Origin of the sequence: Limnohabitans sp., from assembly GCF_046052765.1 — a bacterium.
Classification (GTDB): domain Bacteria; phylum Pseudomonadota; class Gammaproteobacteria; order Burkholderiales; family Burkholderiaceae_C; genus Limnohabitans.
This window is the reverse complement of the sequence record NZ_JAVLFQ010000016.1, coordinates 14,987-32,222: the sequence shown is the minus strand read 5'-3', so window position 1 is coordinate 32,222 and position 17,236 is coordinate 14,987. Positions and strand designations below refer to the sequence as shown.

17 protein-coding genes are annotated in these 17,236 nt (G+C 50.9%); 10 read left to right on the top strand and 7 right to left on the bottom strand.

What is annotated here, in order from left to right; genetic code table 11:
* Positions 1 to 9: 9 nt before the first annotated feature.
* Positions 10 to 1,146, bottom strand: a complete 1,137-nt coding sequence (locus AC9UG7_RS01330; protein ID WP_509583322.1) for a type II secretion system F family protein — start codon at positions 1,144 to 1,146, stop codon at positions 10 to 12.
* Positions 1,139 to 2,287, bottom strand: a complete 1,149-nt coding sequence (locus AC9UG7_RS01325; RefSeq protein WP_509583320.1) for a GspE/PulE family protein — start codon at positions 2,285 to 2,287, stop codon at positions 1,139 to 1,141. The genes AC9UG7_RS01330 and AC9UG7_RS01325 overlap by 8 nt, the downstream gene beginning before the upstream one ends.
* Positions 2,288 to 2,789: 502 nt before the next feature.
* On the opposite strand from AC9UG7_RS01325, the gene AC9UG7_RS01320 reads away from it, so the two are divergent.
* The 5 genes from AC9UG7_RS01320 (at position 2,790) to AC9UG7_RS01300 (ending at position 7,279) form a co-directional block, all read left to right on the top strand.
* Positions 2,790 to 3,953: a serine hydrolase domain-containing protein gene (locus AC9UG7_RS01320; protein ID WP_509583318.1), complete on the top strand. Its 1,164-nt coding sequence runs from the start codon at positions 2,790 to 2,792 to the stop codon at positions 3,951 to 3,953.
* Positions 3,954 to 4,032: 79 nt separating this feature from the next.
* Positions 4,033 to 4,767, top strand: a complete 735-nt coding sequence (locus AC9UG7_RS01315; RefSeq protein ID WP_509583316.1) for an SDR family oxidoreductase — start codon at positions 4,033 to 4,035, stop codon at positions 4,765 to 4,767.
* A 108-nt stretch (positions 4,768 to 4,875) separates the two neighbouring features.
* Positions 4,876 to 5,337, top strand: a complete 462-nt coding sequence (locus AC9UG7_RS01310; protein ID WP_509583314.1) for an Hsp20 family protein — start codon at positions 4,876 to 4,878, stop codon at positions 5,335 to 5,337.
* Positions 5,338 to 5,427: 90 nt separating this feature from the next.
* The gene (locus AC9UG7_RS01305; RefSeq protein ID WP_509583313.1) at positions 5,428 to 6,633 is read left to right on the top strand and encodes an MFS transporter; all 1,206 of its coding nucleotides are present in this window, start codon (positions 5,428 to 5,430) and stop codon (positions 6,631 to 6,633) included.
* A gap of 97 nt (positions 6,634 to 6,730) precedes the next feature.
* Positions 6,731 to 7,279 (top strand): hypothetical protein, encoded by a 549-nt coding sequence (locus tag AC9UG7_RS01300; RefSeq protein ID WP_509583311.1) that lies wholly within the window; start codon positions 6,731 to 6,733, stop codon positions 7,277 to 7,279.
* A 92-nt stretch (positions 7,280 to 7,371) separates the two neighbouring features.
* On the opposite strand, the gene AC9UG7_RS01295 is transcribed toward AC9UG7_RS01300, so the two are convergent.
* A complete protein-coding gene (locus tag AC9UG7_RS01295; RefSeq protein ID WP_509583309.1) occupies positions 7,372 to 8,031 on the bottom strand; it encodes an ankyrin repeat domain-containing protein in 660 nt (219 codons plus the stop codon).
* Between the two features lie 321 nt (positions 8,032 to 8,352).
* Here AC9UG7_RS01295 and AC9UG7_RS01290 point away from each other — a divergent pair, with 321 nt between their 5' ends.
* The 3 genes from AC9UG7_RS01290 (at position 8,353) to AC9UG7_RS01280 (ending at position 11,803) form a co-directional block, all read left to right on the top strand.
* Positions 8,353 to 9,969, top strand: coding sequence for a pyrroloquinoline quinone-dependent dehydrogenase (locus tag AC9UG7_RS01290; RefSeq protein ID WP_509583384.1), 1,617 nt, complete (start codon positions 8,353 to 8,355; stop codon positions 9,967 to 9,969).
* 78 nt (positions 9,970 to 10,047) lie between these two features.
* Entirely contained in the window at positions 10,048 to 10,626 is a 579-nt protein-coding gene (locus tag AC9UG7_RS01285) for a c-type cytochrome (RefSeq protein ID WP_509583307.1), read from the top strand.
* 70 nt (positions 10,627 to 10,696) lie between these two features.
* Positions 10,697 to 11,803 (top strand): alkane 1-monooxygenase, encoded by a 1,107-nt coding sequence (locus tag AC9UG7_RS01280; protein WP_509583305.1) that lies wholly within the window; start codon positions 10,697 to 10,699, stop codon positions 11,801 to 11,803.
* A 142-nt stretch (positions 11,804 to 11,945) separates the two neighbouring features.
* Here AC9UG7_RS01280 and metK read toward each other — a convergent pair whose 3' ends face one another.
* Complete coding sequence (gene metK, locus AC9UG7_RS01275; RefSeq protein WP_509583303.1) at positions 11,946 to 13,127, bottom strand: methionine adenosyltransferase; 1,182 nt, start codon at positions 13,125 to 13,127, stop codon at positions 11,946 to 11,948.
* Between the two features lie 160 nt (positions 13,128 to 13,287).
* Between metK and AC9UG7_RS01270 the strand changes: the two genes are divergently transcribed.
* Together AC9UG7_RS01270 and AC9UG7_RS01265 are read left to right on the top strand one after the other, a co-directional pair.
* Complete coding sequence (locus tag AC9UG7_RS01270; RefSeq protein WP_509583301.1) at positions 13,288 to 14,124, top strand: lysophospholipid acyltransferase family protein; 837 nt, start codon at positions 13,288 to 13,290, stop codon at positions 14,122 to 14,124.
* The gene (locus tag AC9UG7_RS01265) at positions 14,121 to 14,990 is read left to right on the top strand and encodes a lysophospholipid acyltransferase family protein (RefSeq protein ID WP_509583300.1); all 870 of its coding nucleotides are present in this window, start codon (positions 14,121 to 14,123) and stop codon (positions 14,988 to 14,990) included. The genes AC9UG7_RS01270 and AC9UG7_RS01265 overlap by 4 nt, the downstream gene beginning before the upstream one ends.
* On the opposite strand, the gene AC9UG7_RS01260 is transcribed toward AC9UG7_RS01265, so the two are convergent.
* From AC9UG7_RS01260 to yihA, 3 genes are read right to left on the bottom strand one after another with little or no spacing between them, the layout of a single operon-like run.
* The gene (locus tag AC9UG7_RS01260; RefSeq protein ID WP_509583298.1) at positions 14,944 to 15,591 is read right to left on the bottom strand and encodes a class I SAM-dependent methyltransferase; all 648 of its coding nucleotides are present in this window, start codon (positions 15,589 to 15,591) and stop codon (positions 14,944 to 14,946) included. The two genes, AC9UG7_RS01265 and AC9UG7_RS01260, sit on opposite strands and share 47 nt — an antisense overlap.
* Before the next feature lie 60 nt (positions 15,592 to 15,651).
* Entirely contained in the window at positions 15,652 to 16,557 is a 906-nt protein-coding gene (locus AC9UG7_RS01255; RefSeq protein ID WP_509583296.1) for an alpha/beta fold hydrolase, read from the bottom strand.
* Positions 16,554 to 17,231: a ribosome biogenesis GTP-binding protein YihA/YsxC gene (gene yihA, locus AC9UG7_RS01250; protein ID WP_509583294.1), complete on the bottom strand. Its 678-nt coding sequence runs from the start codon at positions 17,229 to 17,231 to the stop codon at positions 16,554 to 16,556. The genes AC9UG7_RS01255 and yihA overlap by 4 nt, the downstream gene beginning before the upstream one ends.
* Positions 17,232 to 17,236 lie beyond the last annotated feature (5 nt).

Sequence of the window (17,236 nt, the reverse complement as noted above, 5' to 3'; positions counted from 1 at the left end):
ACCCAGAGGCTACATGATCTGCCCCAGTTGGAACACAGGCAAATACAAAGCCACCACCATGCCTCCCACCAGACCACCGAGCACCACGACGAGCACGGGTTCAATCAGTTGCGTAAGAGATTGCACTTGGTGTGCCAGTGCCTCGTCTTGTGCATCTGCCGCCTTGTTCAACAATGCAGACAAGGTACCCGATTGTTCGCCGATATCGATCAACTGAACCAATATAGGTGGATAAAGACCAGAAAAAATGACTGGGTAAGCGTATGTAGCTACGCTCAATTGTCGCAAGGCTTCAGACAGACTGATGCCTTGCAATACTTTGTCGTGTACCGCCAGCGTTGACAGGGCATACATTCGGTTGCTACATGTGCTGGCAACAATATGCAGTGTGTCCAGCAGCGGAAGACCTGACTGCACCAACATAGCCATACAGCGTGTCCAGACAACCAGATTGGCGCTGCTGAGCAAAGTTGAAAGCACCGGCACGCGCAAGGACCAGACCGCCCATTGCCATTGCCAGCGCTCATTTTTTTGATATTGCCAACGTAAGAAAAAAATGATCACCAACAAAGCCATGACAGTGGGGCCCCCCCAACGCAGCAAATGACGACTCATGCCGAGAATCAGTTGGGTTGCTAAAGGTAAGTCAGCCCCAAAGGAAGCAAAAATAGATTGAAAGACAGGCACCACCCAAATCAGAACGACCGCCACGACGCCCAAGGCAATCAGCAATACAGCGGCCGGATAAACCAATGCCATGCGGACTTGACGCTTAAGTTGTTGTTGCCTTTCGGTATGCATGGCCAGTCGGTTGAGCACATCGTCCAAATTGCCAGACAACTCGCCTGCAGCTACCATTTGGCAATACACATGGTCAAACACCCCATGTTCTTGCAAAGCCTGTTGCAATGACCAACCCGCTTGAATACGCGATATCAGCTGGCCCACAACCACAGCCATGCTTGGACTGCCCAATCCCTTGTGGATCGCTTCAAGAGACTCCAGCAAAGGAACGCCAGAGGACACCAGTGTGGCTAATTGGCGGGTGAAAGCCGTTAATTGCCGTGTGTCAACGGAGGATGCAGACAACTTGTGAATGGATTTGGGCTGCACTTGTGAATCCGCAGTCTCAAAAATATTATTCATGGGTGGCCGCAAACACTTCTTCCGTCGTGGTTTCACCGGCGGCGACCTTGCGCATGCCGGCTTCGCGCAGGCTGCACATGCCTTCGTGTGTTGCTTGAAGTCCGAGTTCGAGGGCACTGGCTTGTTGCACCATCAGGCTTTGCAAAGCATGCGTGATGGGCATGACTTGGTGGATAGCCAAGCGCCCCTTGTACCCATCCAAACATAAGTGACATCCCACGGCGCGGTAAGCGGTGTCATTTGACAATCGTTGTTTGCAAGCAATACATAAGCGTCGCAACAAGCGTTGGGCACAGATCAGGGTGACGCTGCTGGCGAGGTTAAAACCAGCAATGCCCATGTGACTTAGACGTGCAAGCGTTGAAGGTGCGTCATTGGTGTGCAAAGTAGACAAAACCAAATGACCGGTTTGCGAGGCTTTGATGGCAATATCGGCAGTCGCCAGATCACGAATTTCCCCCACCATCAAAATGTCTGGATCCTGACGCAGCAGCGATCGCAGAGCAACTTCAAAGCTCAGTCCAATTCGGTCATTGACATTCACTTGATTCGCGCCAGCCAGCACAATCTCAGACGGGTCTTCTACCGTGGCAATATTGACACCAGGCGTATTCAAGTGGTTTAAGCAGGTATACAAAGTGACGGTTTTGCCTGAACCCGTCGGACCAGTGATCAACACCATACCGTTCGGGCGGTGAATGGCTTGAAGCAATAGGGCGAGTTCCTTTTCAGGCATACCTAAGGCTTCAAAGCTCAGCTGCTGAGATTGCATATCCAGAATACGTAACACCAGTTTTTCGCCATGCAAGGTGGGTAGGCTGCTGACACGCATGTCTACCAAGCGATGGTTGACCGCCAGTTGCATCCGACCGTCTTGCGGCAATCGCTTTTCGGCAATATCTAATCGAGATTGCACCTTGATACGCGAAATGATTTGTTCTCGCAGACTTGCTGCGGGTGCTGGCATTTCGTACAACTTGCCGTCGCGTCGAACACGCACGCGAAGCAAGTTATCAAACGGCTCAAGATGGATATCTGACGCTTGCAATTCCAGGCTGTGTTGAAGAAGTTGCGACAACCATTCAACGGCTTGCAAGTCTGGCGGCGCTTGGCGTTCAGTCGTCGTTAGGCGTGTATTCATAGCTACTACTTTAAACATCAAAGCGTTGAACTGAGTCAGTTTCGATGACTGAATAAGCCATAGCTACTTAAACATCTGGCAGTTCAGTCAATGCACTGCTGACCACGTGATGGTCGCAAGACGGTGAGTCATGGACTGACTAACACAATGATGCACTGGTGATCACCACCCATATTCCATCAGACAGCTATGTGTCGCTGGGCAAAAAAAAATGCAGCATGCACAGCATGGCGTCTTGTGATGTTCATGCGGTGGAGTAAGTTCCAATATGCAATCAGCCAGTTAAGATGGCACAGCGAAATCAGGTCAAGTGAACATCAACGCCAAATAAGCGGGGTCATCCAGCAGGCTGTTATTGACAAAGTGAGCCAATCGCAGCATCAGGTAGTAGGCAGTGGTTAACCACTCTTGCAGATTCATTGACGGCATTATCTTGTGTTAATTTACCGATTCAGAATGATTTATTTACGCTAAAGTGTTCATCATTTAAAAAGGGAACCCCATGAAATTGACCATCAAAATAATTGCGCTTGTGTTGTTGTTGGGGGCGGTGAGTTTGCAATTAACTGGGCATGGTTATGTGTGGAGGGCGCTGACCAGCACATATTTACAAGGACATAGAACAGCAAATATTGACGACGCCAAAAATTTTGATCAGCGCATTATTGCCAAGGGAAACTCTACGCCGTGGCCCAAAGATCCGCGCTACAACCAAACGCCTTTGGCTGCCGATACGCTGGATTATTTGAAAAAATATGGCAGTGCCGCCTTTATCGTGGCACAAAAAGGCGCTTTGGTGCATGAGGAATATTTCGCGCCCTACAACGCCCAAAGTCTGACCAATGCCTTTTCCATGGCTAAAACCATCACCACATTGCAGGTCGGGATGGCCGTCAAACAGGGGTTCATCAGCAGTTTTGATGCGCCTTTGACCGAGCAAATCAAGGAATATGCGCAGGACCCGCGCGGACAAAAAGCCACCATTGCCCAACTCTCGGCCATGAAATCTGGCCATGAATGGGATGAAAGCTACTATTTGCCATTGAACATGACCACCGATTTGTACTATGGTAAAAATGCCGAGGCGTTAGTGCTTTCACATGGTTTTGAGCGCGATCCCGGCACCGCATACGAATACAGCAGTGGCAGTACCCAGTTGCTGGGTGTGTTTCTTAAACGTGCTTTGCAGGCCAAAGAGCCGGAGCTTTCCATCAGTGAGCATTTGTCGCGCAGCCTGTGGCAACCCTTGGGAATGGAAAACGATGCGGCCTATACGCTTGACCGTCCGGGCAGTGAAGGCGGCATGGAGCGAACCTACTGTTGTGTGTTTGCCAGTGCCCGTGATTTCGCTCGCGTTGGACAGGTGTTGTTACAAGATGGTCAGTGGCAAGGAAAACAACTGTGGGACAAAGCGTTCATAGAACGCATGCGTCAACCTGATTTACAACCCTATTATGGGCATTCTTTGTGGATGGACTGGAAATACAAACATCCTTTTTACTTGCTACAAGGACATGAGGGGCAGTACGTCATTGTTGTTCCTTCACACGACTTAGTGATAGTGAGAACTGGTCAGCACCGGGATAAAAAAACACTCGGCCCCAACGGCCAGCTGACGCTGGACATTTACCGCTTTGTAGACCAGGCGGTGGCGTTGGTGCAATAAATTAACGTGCCACTATCTTGATGGCGCGGCCCGACCTTTTGAGAAATGATTAAGCTATTGGCTTTTCTAGGAGATGTTCATGCGTTTAGCCCATAAAACTGTTCTCGTCACCGCTGCGTGTCAGGGCATTGGACATGCCTCCGTCTTGGCCATGGCTGCCGAAGGTGCGACGGTCTGGGCCACAGATATCAACTCTCAAATCCAAAGCACTTTTGCCGGTCACGCCAATATTCAAACCGCTGTGTTGGATGTGATGGACAAAGCGGCCATACATGCACTGGTTAAACGCATAGAAAAAATTGACGCGGTCTTTAATTGTGCGGGTTATGTTCACAGCAATACTGCGCTTGATGCGACCGATGAGCAATGGGATTTCGCCATGAACCTGAATGCGCGTGCCCAGTTTTGGATGATCCAAGCGGTGTTGCCAAAGATGCTGTCTCAAGGTGGCGGCAGCATCATCAATATGTCTAGCGTTGCGTCAAGCATCAAAGGATTGCCCAACCGTTTTGTCTATGGCGTGAGCAAAGCAGCGGTTGTCGGCCTGACCAAGGCCGTGGCCGCAGACTATGTGTCACAAGGCATTCGTTGCAATGCCATTTGCCCCGGCACAGTGGACACGCCTTCACTGCAGGACCGAATCAACAGTCAGTCAGATCCGGTTCAGGCACGCGCTAACTTCATCGCCAGACAACCCATGGGTCGCTTGGCACAAGCGCATGAAATAGCACCTTTTGTCGTTTTTTTGGCCAGTGATGAATCTCGCTTTTCCACCGGCAACACATATTCGGTGGACGGCGGCATGACGATTTAATCTTTACTGCCACTTGAAATCCCCCATCTGAACCAAAAGTAAGTTCTACCAGAGTGCCTAAGGGGCTCTGGTATTTCATTCACTTGCTTGTTATCAAGGAGATTTCAAATGGCTTATGCATTCGGACGTAATTTGCTTTTAAATTCTGTGGGTTTTGATCGCTTGATTGATGCGTTCCAACAATTCGAAACCGGCGACCCTCCCTCACGGGCACAAACTTACCCACCCTACAACATAGTCAAACAAAGCGAAAATCACTATGTGGTGGAAGTCGCTGTGGCTGGCTTCAAACAAGAAGACATTGACATCACCATAGAGGGCAACAAACTAAGCATTGTTGGCAAGGTACAAGGCAACGCCCAGGGTGATTATTTGCATAAAGGTATTGCCGCGCGGGACTTCAGTCACCAATTCACATTGGCAGAAACTGTGGTGGTCAGGTCAGCTGACCTGGTCAATGGTTTGCTGGTGATACGTTTGGAAAATGTCATTCCAGAAGAAAAGTTGCCACGCAAAATCATGATTGGCGGTACAGACAAACACGTGGTTGAGGCGCGTTTAGCCGCCTGATAAGGACTCACGCAGTCGCCACAGCCCTCGGCCATCACAAGCCGAGGGCTGTTTTTATTTTTGGCAGACATTTGCAACGACAATGTTTGCATGACTTCGAATTTTTCACAGTTGCTCGCGCAGCGTCAGTTCATGCGTTTCTGGCTTGCGCGCATTTTTGGTATTTCGGCCCATCAAATGCTGATGCTGGCAATCAGTTGGCACATGTATGAGTTGACGGGCAGCGCCTGGGATCTGGGCTTGGTAGGCTTGTTTCAATTCATCCCTGCCTTGGTCATGGCCTTGCCCGCAGGGCATGTGATTGATCGCTTGCACAGAGGGCGTATTTTTGCCACTTGCATGTTGGTATTGGCCTCGGTTGCTGTGGTGTTGGGTTGGGCCACGTGGCATGGGCAGGCCAGTCGGGAATTGATTTTTCTGGTCGCCTGGATTTTGGGACTGACCAGAGCCTTTCAAATGCCGGCGCAGCAAGCGATCACCCCGTTGTTGGTACCCAAGGAATTGTTTCAACGCGCCATTGCACTCAGCTCCACAGGCGTAGAAGTCGCAGTGATTTGTGGTCCTGCTTTGGGCGGTTTTCTTTACCTCAACGGCGCCTTAACGGTGTACAGCGTCTGCGCTGTGTTGTTTACTTTGTCAATGATGTTGACTCTGTGGGTGCACTATATGCATGTGGTGCGCCACAACAGTTTGAGTTGGGTATCTTTGTTTGCTGGCGTGGCTTTTGTGTGGGAGCGCAAGGTATTGCTTGGGGCAATTTCTTTGGACTTATTCGCGGTGTTGCTCGGTGGCGCCACCGCCTTGCTGCCAATTTTTGCGCGTGATATTTTGCATGTCGGACCCGATGGGCTGGGTCTTTTGCGGTCGGCACCAGCGGTGGGTGCTTTGTGCATGTCAGTCATCATCACCCGTTGGCCCATTGAACGGCAAATGGGTTACAAACTGTTGGCGGCAGTGGCAGTGTTCGGACTGGCATCTGTCGTGTTCGGTCTCTCTGATCATTTCTTGCTGTCTCTTGTGGCATTGGCGGCCACCGGTGCGGCTGACAACATCAGTGTGGTGACCCGACTCACCCTGATGCAACTGGAAACACCGGATGAGATGCGTGGGCGCGTTGCCGCTGTCAATGGCGTGTTCATCGGTGCATCCAACGAATTGGGTGAATTTGAATCCGGCTTGACGGCAGCCTTGTGGGGCCCGGTGGCTTCCGTGGTGCTTGGTGGCATGGGTACTTTATTGATCGCTATCAGTTGGCTCAAGCTGTTTCCCGCCTTGGCCAGGCGCGACAAACTTTGAGGTTGAAAGTACCTTGCAACTGATAGGGGATTGCCGAGCAAGCTGTCCAACTATTTCTTCATGGTGCTAACTTTGTCCCAGCTTCAAAGGTTTAGGTATGCGGTTCAATTCTTTTTTATCAGCGCTGTCGTGCGTTTGTTTGTCATGCACAGCCATGGCGGCCAGTGAGTTTCAGCAAATTGAATATACGCCTCCTGACATTGACTATGACGTGATCAGCCGAATGTGGGACTTCGTCAAGCTCACTACGCACGCACCTCAAGATTTACCGCCCCCTAGGTTGGTGCTGGACTGGCATGTGCCACCTTTTGCTCGCATGGGGTTTCAGTACCCGACAGAGAAATTCCCCGAATACCAAATGCAGATTAGCATCGCCCCGCGCACCATAGAGCAGTACAGCAAGGAGATGATCTCGTGGGGCGTCGGTCACGAATTGGTGCATTACGCGTTTATCTTGAGAGAAAACCATTGGCAGCGCGGCAGGCTCACTTTTCAAGACCAACTTAAACACCATTGCAACCTCGAGTTCAAAGACATTACGCGTGCTATAGCGGATGAAATTTGGAAGATTTACCATAGCGACACGCAACGCGCCGCCATGTATGACGAGGTAGAAAAAAGTTGCTTCAATGAGCCAAACCAATGAGCCAAACCAATGAGCCTGGCACAGACCGATAGCCTTGATCGTCACCAACCCATTTGCCTTTAAGAAGCAGGAAATGTTTGAAGTAAGTTTGTTTACTGCAACATCGCCGCAATGTCTGAATGACCTGCTTCTTTCGCTATCTCCCACGCGATGAGACCGCGTTCGTCTTTCAAGATTTTATTGGCGCCTTTGGACAAGAGTAAGCGCACAGTTTCCGAGTGACCTTGGCCCGCCGCCCACATCAGTGGCGTGAGTCCATCTATGTAAGCCGCATCAATCAAAGCACCCGCATTGAGCAGTTGCTCCACCACCTTGGTATGTCCCATGCCTGCCGCATAAACCAAGGCTGATTTGTGCAATCTGTCTTCTTCTTCAAGCTTGGCACCTTTTTCAATCAAAAGCGCAACCATGGTGGGATTGCCTGCATAAGCAGCAGCAATCAAAGGCGTGACTTTTTCCAGCGAAGGCAAGTTCACATCAGCACCCACTGCCAGCATCTGTTTGAAAATAGGCAAGTTGTTTTTTTCAATAGCGATATACAACGAGGTTTTCCCGAGACGGTTGCGTGAGTTTGGTGCAGCACCCCGCTCCAGGCTTTGAATCACGCCTTCGAGATTGCTTTCACGTGCGGCCACAAGCAATTGGGCATTCACACTGGGATTGGATGCATTCTGTCCCCAGGCGCTCAGGCTATAACTGCCAAAAAGCAAAGCCAAAGCTATCAATTTGGATATAAAAATCGTTTTTGTCATGATGAATGGTCTGTCATGGTTCAAGGTTTAGGTTGTCAAAATCCTAAGGGTTTTCCCTTGGAAGTGTTGCAACCTAGTGCAATTTAACAGTGCGTGGTTAAGATGGCTCCATGGGAAATTTTCCTTGACGGCGATTATTGTGCTCACAGCACAAGGTTACCCCAAGTCAAATCCCCAGACCTCTGGACAAGGATTGAAGCAGAAATCATCTCCATCTTTCCTTTCTGGTTTATCAAACATGGCCGCAAGGCTGAAGGAGCACAAATGCATAAATTTGGTCGGAAAATTACCCAAACCATCGCCTGCGTCGCAGTCGGTGTGATGGCAGCTGGGTTCGCCCAAGCGGAAGTCAGCCAAGCACAATTGACAGGCGCAGACAAAGACGGCAACAACTTTTTGCATTCCAATGCAAATTACGCCAACAGCCGTTACTACCCAGCCAAGCAAATCAACGCATCCAACGTAGCTACCCTGCGTCCTGCATTCACTTTCCAAACGGAAGTGCTGGAGTCCATGGAAACTGCGCCTATCGTTGTTGATGGCACGATGTACCTGACCACGTCTTACAACCATGTGTATGCCATTGACCCCGTCACCGGCAAACAAAAATGGCACTACAAGCACAAGATGGGTCCTGTGACCACTTACTGCTGCGGCCCTAACAACCGCGGTGTTGCCATCATGGGCGGCCATGTGTTCATGGGTACCTTGGATGCCAAATTGGTTGCTATCGATGCCAAAACAGGCAAGTTGGCTTGGGAAACACAAATTGCTGACCCAGAGTTGGGCTACTCAGAAACCATGGCGCCAGTGGCTGTCAATGGTCGTATTTTGATCGGTACCAACGGTGGCGAATACGGCATCCGCGGTTTCGTCAAATCCTTTGATGCCAAAGACGGCAAGTTGCAGTGGACATTCCACACCATTCCTGAAAAAGGCCATGAAGGCGTTTGGGCAGCCAACGACTCTACCGGTCGCAACATGAAGCGTGACATTGCTGCAGAGAAAGCGCAATTGGCCAAGCAAGGTGGCGATTTCTACAAAACCCTTGGCGGTGGCGTTTGGATGGCTCCTGCTGTTGACACAGAAACCAACTCTGTCATCTTTGTTGTTGGTAACCCCAGCCCTGACCTGTACGGCACTGAGCGTCCCGGCGACAACCTGTACACAGACTCTATTGTTTCGATTGATCTGAACACCGGCAAATACAAATGGCACCACCAGTACGTGGCGCACGATGTATGGGATTTGGATGCCGTGTCTCCTGTTATCTTGACAGAAGCTGCTGGCAAAGACGGCAAGATGACCAAAGTGGCCATCCATGCAGGCAAAACCGGCCACGTGTATGTGCATGACCGCAACACCGGCGAACTGATCCGCTTCTCAGAAGCCATGGTTCCCCAAGATGGTCTGTGGACTCTGCCTACCAAAGACGGCGCCAAGATGATGTTGGGTGCTAACGGTGGTGTTGAGTGGAGCCCTATGGCTATCAACCCTGAAACTCGTTTGGCTTATGCAGCCAACCTGTTGCAGCCTATGACATACCATGTCGAAGCTTCCAAGTACCCTGGCGGCAAGCTGTGGTTAGGCGGTGCGTTCAAAACCATCCCTAGCGAAAAGCAATCCGGTCGTTTGTCTGCTGTCAATCTTGACACCGGCAAAGTGGCATGGAAATTTGACACTGACGAGCCTTTGATCGGTGGCGTTCTGGCAACTGCCGGTGGCTTGGTGTTCAACGGCGAAGCCAATGGCTTGTTCCGTGCATTCGATGCCAAGAGCGGTAAGAAACTGTGGGAATACCAGACTGGCGCAGGCGTGAATGCACCTGCTGTGTCATACACAGTGGGCGGAAAGCAGTACATTGCAGTGGCAGCTGGTGGTAACAACCAGATCGATGCCAAGCGCGGTAACTCAGTCGTTGTGTTCGCACTCCCCTGAGCTGACTGACCGTTAGCCGAGGCCTGGGTGCATGCAAGTGCACCCAGGCCTTTTTAACATCTGATGAATGAAACTTGTATGAAAACCTTTTCTTCTTTTTTTGCCGTGACAGTTGCTTTGTTGATGGGTTTGTTTTCCATGTCTGTCAAGGCTGAGGCGCCCGCAAAGGCTGGGGCTTGCTTTGCCTGCCATGGGGTAAACGGCAATTCCTCCATGCCCAACACCCCAAGTTTGGCAGGGCAAAACGCCCGTTATATTTATTTGCAATTGCGTGATTTCCAAGAAGGACGTCGTGACAACGCGATGATGACGCCCATGACCGCAGGTTTGAGTCGCGACGATATGCGCGAATTGGCAGATTACTTTTCCAAGCAAAAACTCACCAGTAAAAATTTCAAGGCTGATCCTGTGAAAGCTGGAAAAGGCTTGGCCAAAGCAGATGAAACCTTGTGTGCTATGTGCCACCTGGGAGAGTTCAGTGGACAAAATGAAATTCCCAAAGTAGCAGGTCAAAATTACGATTACGTGATCAAAACCTTGAAAGATTTCAAAGCCAAAAACCGCACCAATGATGCAGGTAATATGACCAGTGTCGCCAGCACGTTGAGCGACGAAGACATTGAAAACCTGGGTCATTACATCGCCGGTTTGAATTGAAAGCATCCTCATTTCCAGCACCCATACCCATTCGCCCCAACCTGAGATTTACCGCGACCCTTGGCGCTGGGTGTGGACGCTTTCTTTGCTCTCGCCCGCGCTGGTAGCAGCTGGGCCACTGTTGATGCTTTGGACCGCCGAGGTGACGGCCTTGTGGTGGCCTTTGCTGTTTTTGTACGGATTCGTGCCTGTGGCTGATTGGCTGATTCCACCATCTCGCAGCAACCCACCCGAATCAGCCGTGCCCCAGTTGGAAAATGATGCGTACTACCGCTTAATCACTTTTGCGTTGGTGCCGGTTTTATGGGCTGCGTTTATTTTTTCTGCCTGGTTTGTCGCGCGTCATGACTTGCCGTGGCATGGTTGCTTGGCCATGGTGTTGGCAACCGGCGCAGTCGGTGGTTTCGGCATCAACTTGGCACACGAGATGGGTCACAAGCACAACCGACTTGAACGCATGCTTGCTTTGTGGGTGCTGGCGCCGAGTTTATATGGCCATTTTTGTATAGAACATAACCGTGGTCATCACGTAGAGGTCGCGACTCCGCATGACACAGCATCTTCTCGCATGGGTGAATCCATTTGGCGATTTTTGTTGCGTGAGATGCCTGGCGGTTGGTGGCGAGCTTGGGCTTATGAGAAACAGCGGTTGCAGCAATTGAACATTCCTGCTTTTTCCCTGCACAACGTCATAGTGCAAGGGCTGACCATCGGTTTGGGTTTATGGCTGTGTCTGGGGCTGTGGTTGGGGCCGAAAATTGGGGTTTTTTTAGTGTTCGTAGCCTTATGGACCAATTTCCAATTGACCTCTGCCAATTATGTGGAGCATTACGGATTGAAGCGACTGCAACTGGAGGACGGTTCCTTTGAGCGTTGTCAGCCGCGTCATTCATGGAACAGCAACCATGTGTTGTCCAACTGGATGTTGTTTCATCTGCAACGCCATGCGGATCACCATGCCCATGCCGCAAGACGTTACCAAGCCTTGAGACATTTCGATGATGCACCCCAGTTACCCAGTGGCTATGCGGGTATGTTTTTGGTGGCTTATGTGCCGCCCTTATGGTTTGCTTTGATGGACCCAAGGTTGCTAGCGGCAGTTGACAGAAACACGGCACGCATCAATTTCCAACCCAGTCAAAAGAATGCGCTGTGCGAACGTTATGGATTGGTGTAGACCCGCTTTGGGGGTGCTGGGCTTACAGCCCAGCTGCAGCACGGAGTGCTTGGGCTTTGCCCGTTGTTTGGTCTTCGTTCACATGGGCTGCGCCCATATGAACTGCGCCCAAAAACCGATACCTTGCTAACGCAAGGTGGGCTTACAGCCCAGCTGCAGCACGGAGTGCTGCAGCTTTATCGGTTTTTTCCCAAGTGAACTCGGGTTCATCACGACCGAAGTGACCATAAGCGGCGGTTTTTTCATAAATAGGACGCAACAGATCCAGCATTTGAATAATGCCTTTAGGGCGCAAGTCAAAATGCTCATTCACCAATGCTGCAATTTTTTCGTCGCTGATGATGCCTGTACCCTGTGTGTTGACCGTCACGTTCATTGGCTTGGCAACCCCAATGGCGTAAGCCACTTGCACCTGACATTGCGTGGCCAGACCGGCGGCCACCACATTTTTCGCTACATAACGCGCCGCATAAGCTGCAGAGCGATCTACCTTGCTCGGGTCTTTGCCGCTGAAAGCGCCGCCGCCGTGGGGGCAGGCGCCGCCGTAAGTGTCAACAATGATTTTGCGGCCCGTTAACCCGCAGTCGCCTTGCGGGCCGCCGACGACAAATCGACCAGTGGGGTTGATCAGGTAACGGGTGTCTTTCAACCACTCTTTGGGCAACACAGGCTTGATGATTTCCTCTATCACAGCCTCGATGAATGAGGCTTTCATCTTGGTCGGCGTTTCGCTTTGGTCAGGACTGTGCTGTGAAGACAGCACAACGGTGTCAATGCTGTGCGGCTTGCCATCAACATAACGCATGGTCACTTGGCTTTTTGCATCAGGACGCAAAAAAGGCATGCGACCGTCGCGACGCAATTGCGCCTGACGCTCAACCAAGCGGTGAGCATAGTAAATGGGAGCGGGCATCAAATCAGGGGTTTCTTTGACTGCATAGCCAAACATCAAACCCTGGTCGCCAGCGCCAGTGTTCAAGTGGTCATCAGAAGCATGGTTCACGCCTTGCGCAATGTCGTTGGACTGCTTGTCATAGCACACCATGACAGCGCAACCTTTGTAGTCGATGCCATATTCTGTGTTGTCATAGCCAATACGCTGAATCGTGTCTCGTGCCACTTGTATGTAGTCGACATGCGCGTTGGTGGTGATCTCTCCAGCGAGCACCACCAAACCGGTGTTGGTCAATGTCTCTGCGGCAACCCGGCTGCGCGGGTCTTGCTTGAAGATGGCGTCCAAAATAGCGTCTGAAATTTGGTCAGCGACTTTATCGGGGTGGCCTTCAGAGACAGATTCGGATGTAAAAAGATAATCGTTCGCCATTAAAAAACTCCTGTTGATTGATGAGGCGTTGCCATCACATGCGAGTCTGGCGAACGCTTTAGCAGATGACTGACAAACAGCCGACTCTTTCGAGTGTGTCGCCCTGCAAGTTGCTTCATTAACTCAGCGACAATAGCTATTCTATTCAAAATCAAACGCTATGACTTTTTTGATCCGTTGGCTGTCAAATTTGTCGCTGCCTTGGATGCAGCGAATCGGTTGGTTGCTCGGATGGTTGACTTGGGTTTTGTCACCTCGTTATAGAAAGCATTTTCAAGAGCAATCTCGCCAGGCCGGATATTCCTTCCAACAGGTCCGCGGCGCCGTGGGTGCGGCAGGTTGTCAAGCGCTTGAATCATTTCGCGTCTGGTTTGGGGCCCCTATGCCCGTGCAATGGAACGGTAAGCACCACATCACGCAAGCCTATGCGCGCGGTAAAGGTGTGCTGTTTTTGACACCGCATCTGGGTTGTTTTGAAATCACTGCACCCAGCGGGGCATCTCAATTCGGTCAAGCACACGGACCCATGACGGTCTTGTACCGACCAGCCAGACAAGCATGGCTCAAAAACTTGCTGTTACATGCCAGAGAAAAACCTTTTTTGAAAGCGGTACCCGCTAGCATGGACGGGGTGCGTCAACTGCTCAAAGCCTTGCGTCGAGGCCATTCGGTGGGGTTGTTGCCTGATCAGGTACCACCACATGGCATGGGTATGTGGTCCAGCATGTGGGGTCAACCGGCTTACACCATGACGTTGGGCGCGAAATTAGCCTTACAGACGGGCGCCAAGATACTGTTAGCTTGGGGTGAGCGACTACCGGGCGCTAGCGGTTATTGCATACATGTGCAACCGATGGATGAAGAGCTGTCTGACGATTTAGCAACAGCTGTTTTGCAAATCAACACGGCCATGGAGAGTTTGATCCGGCAATGCCCAGATCAATACTTGTGGGGCTATGCCCGATTCAAACAACCTCGTCGTGAGGCAATGCTTTGAATCCCTTGACATTGTTGATGGCTGTGGTTGGTCAATTGCCTTTGTCATGGCTCAGGGCACTGGGTCGCCTCACTGGTTGGGTGTTTTATAGGGTGTCGGCGCGCCGGCGCCATGTGGTGTTGACCAATCTCTCATTGTGTTTTCCTGATTTGAATCGCGCCGATAGACAGAAGTTGGCTCAATCGCATTTTGTGTTGTTAGGGCAGTCATTGTGGGACCGCGCTTGGCTTTGGCATGCTTCCCAGTCTGTCCTTGAAAAGCGTATTCAATTCACTGGAGATTTTGATATTTTTGATGACGCGTCGCCGTTGATTGTGCTGGCACCGCATTTTGTCGGATTGGATGCCGGCGGCGTCGCCATGACCTTGTTAAAGCGCATACCTATGGCATGTGTGTATGTGCCGTTGCGCAATGCTTATGTTGAAGATTGGGTGATGAAGGGACGCAACCGTTCAGGGCATGTGCGGTCTGTGCCGCGCAATGCTGGCGCCCAACCTTTGCTGAAAATATTGCGACAAGGCATGCGCTTGCACTATTCACCGGACATGGACTTTGGCATGCAAGGTGCTGTTTGGGCAGATTTTTTGGGTGTGGCTACCGCCACCTCCACTACCTTAGCGCGTATGGCCAAGTTATCAGGTGCCAGGGTGTGCACCTTGGTCACACGATTGACCACGCAAGGGTATGTGGTTGATGTAGGAGGTGTTTGGCCCTCTTATCCAAGCGATGATGTGCAATTGGATACCCGCTTGATGAACCTGGAAATTGAAAAGCAAGTGCTGAAATCAGCCGATCAATATTATTGGGTACACAAGCGATTTAAGACGCGGCCTGAGGGTCAAGCACCGGTATACGAGCAGCAGTGATGTTGTCTGGAAAGTGAGACAACGCTAAATTCTGCAGATCGGTTTCTTGAAGTTTGATTTTGCTAGCCAAAACCCACAAGTCAAAGGCTGCCGGACGTCTGGCTGATGCAATCGAAACAAAGCCAGCTGCTTTGAGTGTAGCCACCAGCACTTTTTGAGTGAAACCACAGCGATGAGCCATGTAATGGTTTCCTTTGGCAATAGCGGTTTGTAAACCGAACACCATGTCCAGCGGACTGATAGGGCCAGCAGCCGAGTTGTAGGCGGGTTGCATCAATTTATCGCGTGCGATCAATTCAGCAACGGCTTGCAAGTCAGGGCAGGTCAGCACCAAAAAGCCTTCTGGATTGAGCACGCGTACAAATTCCGACAGTGCTGCAGGAACTTCAAAAGCATGAAGATGTTCAATATTGTGGCTGGAATAAATCGCATCTATGCTTGCAGTCTTCACTGTTTGCATATGGGTGATGCTGCCAACAACGTCAGGTTTGACCTTGGGGTCAATATCCAGCCTGAGTTCATTCCACTGCGGCGTATTAAAGCCTCGTGTGGTGGCATTTTTGTACTTTGAACCGCAGCCTACATGAAGAAAAGTAGCCATGATGTATGTAGACGAAGTGATCAACCCCGCCAAAATAAATATGGCAAGTTTTACAACATGTCAGCGGATCCAATTTCCGATAATTTGGATGACAAGTTGTGGTTGCTCGTGAACCAGCCAATGTGTTCCTTCATTGACACGGTGTAACGCTAAGTCAGGCACATAGTCTTGCAGTCCATCGATCAATCCCGGCGAAAGGGCGGTGTCTTGCATACCCCAAATCACCAAGGTCGGCACCAAAATACGCAACATGTCCAACGGCAAGTCGATGGCGGATGCGCCAGGGTCATTCAATCCTGCAGGCCTCAGAGGAGAGGCGCGGTAATAGTTCAGTGCGCCGTCCAGGCCTTGACGCCATACTTGGCGGTATTTCTCTTTGGTGGATTCATCCAACCACGCATACGGGCCACTCACAGCCCCCATATTGGTGAAAAAAGCCCACAAACGCCGGAAATCGTCTTCGCTGAGCAACTGGGCGGCATCATCGCGAATCAAAAAATTCATGTAATTGCTTGACGCTTGTTGCTTGGCATCGTTTTTCAGATCGCGCAAAAAAGTACCGGGGTGCGGTGAATTGATGATGGCCAGTCGCTTCATCAACGATGGTTGCTGGTTGGCCGTGTTCCAGGCGACTGCACCACCCCAGTCATGCGCAACCAAACAGGCCAAGGGGTCGACTGGTGAAAAATGCTGTTTCAAGGCGACGATGTCTTTGACCAACTCCTTGGCTCGGTAGGCTTTGATATCTTGCGGTGCAGATGAGCCCGCATAGCCGCGCATATCAGGCGCTACGCACAAATAGCCGCCATGAGACGGTTGACTGAAGTGCAAAAGTAAATCGTCCCAGGCAAAAGCGGCTTCAGGAAAACCATGTAAAAAAAGCATCACAGGTTGACCAACCTCGCCGCAGACCCGGCAATCCAGGTCAATGCTGTGGGCTACAGAAATGCGTTCAATGCGAATCATAGGTCGTTAGGTGTTGGCTGGTGTGTCCATTCCCAGAGTTTGAGACTGACGTCTTCGACGCCTTGTTTTTTCAGCGAGGAAAACAAATGTGCTTCACCGCCGCCAGATTGCAATTTGGCAATTGACAAAGCTTTGGCGGCTTCGCTGCGGTTGAGTTTGTCGGCTTTGGTCAACAGCATCAGAAATTTCAAGCCTTCCTCGACTTTGGGGCGTATGACTTCAAGCAAAATTTCATCCAACTCGGTGACGCCAAGCCGCGGGTCGCACATCAGCACCACCCCCTTGAGGTTATCTCGGGTCATCAGGTAATTCGCCATGACACGCTGCCAGCGGATTTTGTCCGATTTGGGCACCGCAGCGTAACCATAGCCGGGTAGATCAGCCAGCACGGTATCGGTCTGGTTTTGGCGACCTAAGGCAAATAAATTGATGTGCTGTGTACGTCCCGGGGTTTTGGAGGCGTAGGCCAGCTGGCGCTGCTGCGTCAATACATTGATACAGGTAGATTTACCCGCATTGGAGCGACCTACAAAAGCAATTTCTGGTTGGTCGTAAGCGGGTAAATGGTGAAGCTGGGCAGCCGTGGTTAAAAAACGCGCCGTATGTAGCCAGCCGACAGCTTGTTTGACGCGTTCAGTATGAATTGCATCAACTGCAATAGGGGGATGGGCCATGGTTA

Excerpts from the sequence above, each read along its gene's own strand:
- AC9UG7_RS01330 (WP_509583322.1), bottom strand. The coding sequence starts at position 1,146 with ATGAATAATATTTTTGAGACTGCGGATTCACAAGTGCAGCCCAAATCC.
- AC9UG7_RS01260 (WP_509583298.1), bottom strand. The coding sequence starts at position 15,591 with ATGGCTACTTTTCTTCATGTAGGCTGCGGTTCAAAGTACAAAAATGCC.
- AC9UG7_RS01325 (WP_509583320.1), bottom strand. The coding sequence starts at position 2,287 with ATGAATACACGCCTAACGACGACTGAACGCCAAGCGCCGCCAGACTTG.
- AC9UG7_RS01320 (WP_509583318.1), top strand. The coding sequence starts at position 2,790 with ATGAAATTGACCATCAAAATAATTGCGCTTGTGTTGTTGTTGGGGGCG.
- AC9UG7_RS01270 (WP_509583301.1), top strand. The coding sequence starts at position 13,288 with ATGACTTTTTTGATCCGTTGGCTGTCAAATTTGTCGCTGCCTTGGATG.
- AC9UG7_RS01295 (WP_509583309.1), bottom strand. The coding sequence starts at position 8,031 with ATGACAAAAACGATTTTTATATCCAAATTGATAGCTTTGGCTTTGCTT.
- AC9UG7_RS01290 (WP_509583384.1), top strand. The coding sequence starts at position 8,353 with ATGGCAGCTGGGTTCGCCCAAGCGGAAGTCAGCCAAGCACAATTGACA.
- AC9UG7_RS01255 (WP_509583296.1), bottom strand. The coding sequence starts at position 16,557 with ATGATTCGCATTGAACGCATTTCTGTAGCCCACAGCATTGACCTGGAT.
- metK (WP_509583303.1), bottom strand. The coding sequence starts at position 13,127 with ATGGCGAACGATTATCTTTTTACATCCGAATCTGTCTCTGAAGGCCAC.
- AC9UG7_RS01310 (WP_509583314.1), top strand. The coding sequence starts at position 4,876 with ATGGCTTATGCATTCGGACGTAATTTGCTTTTAAATTCTGTGGGTTTT.
- yihA (WP_509583294.1), bottom strand. The coding sequence starts at position 17,231 with ATGGCCCATCCCCCTATTGCAGTTGATGCAATTCATACTGAACGCGTC.
- AC9UG7_RS01315 (WP_509583316.1), top strand. The coding sequence starts at position 4,033 with ATGCGTTTAGCCCATAAAACTGTTCTCGTCACCGCTGCGTGTCAGGGC.
- AC9UG7_RS01305 (WP_509583313.1), top strand. The coding sequence starts at position 5,428 with ATGACTTCGAATTTTTCACAGTTGCTCGCGCAGCGTCAGTTCATGCGT.
- AC9UG7_RS01285 (WP_509583307.1), top strand. The coding sequence starts at position 10,048 with ATGAAAACCTTTTCTTCTTTTTTTGCCGTGACAGTTGCTTTGTTGATG.
- AC9UG7_RS01300 (WP_509583311.1), top strand. The coding sequence starts at position 6,731 with ATGCGGTTCAATTCTTTTTTATCAGCGCTGTCGTGCGTTTGTTTGTCA.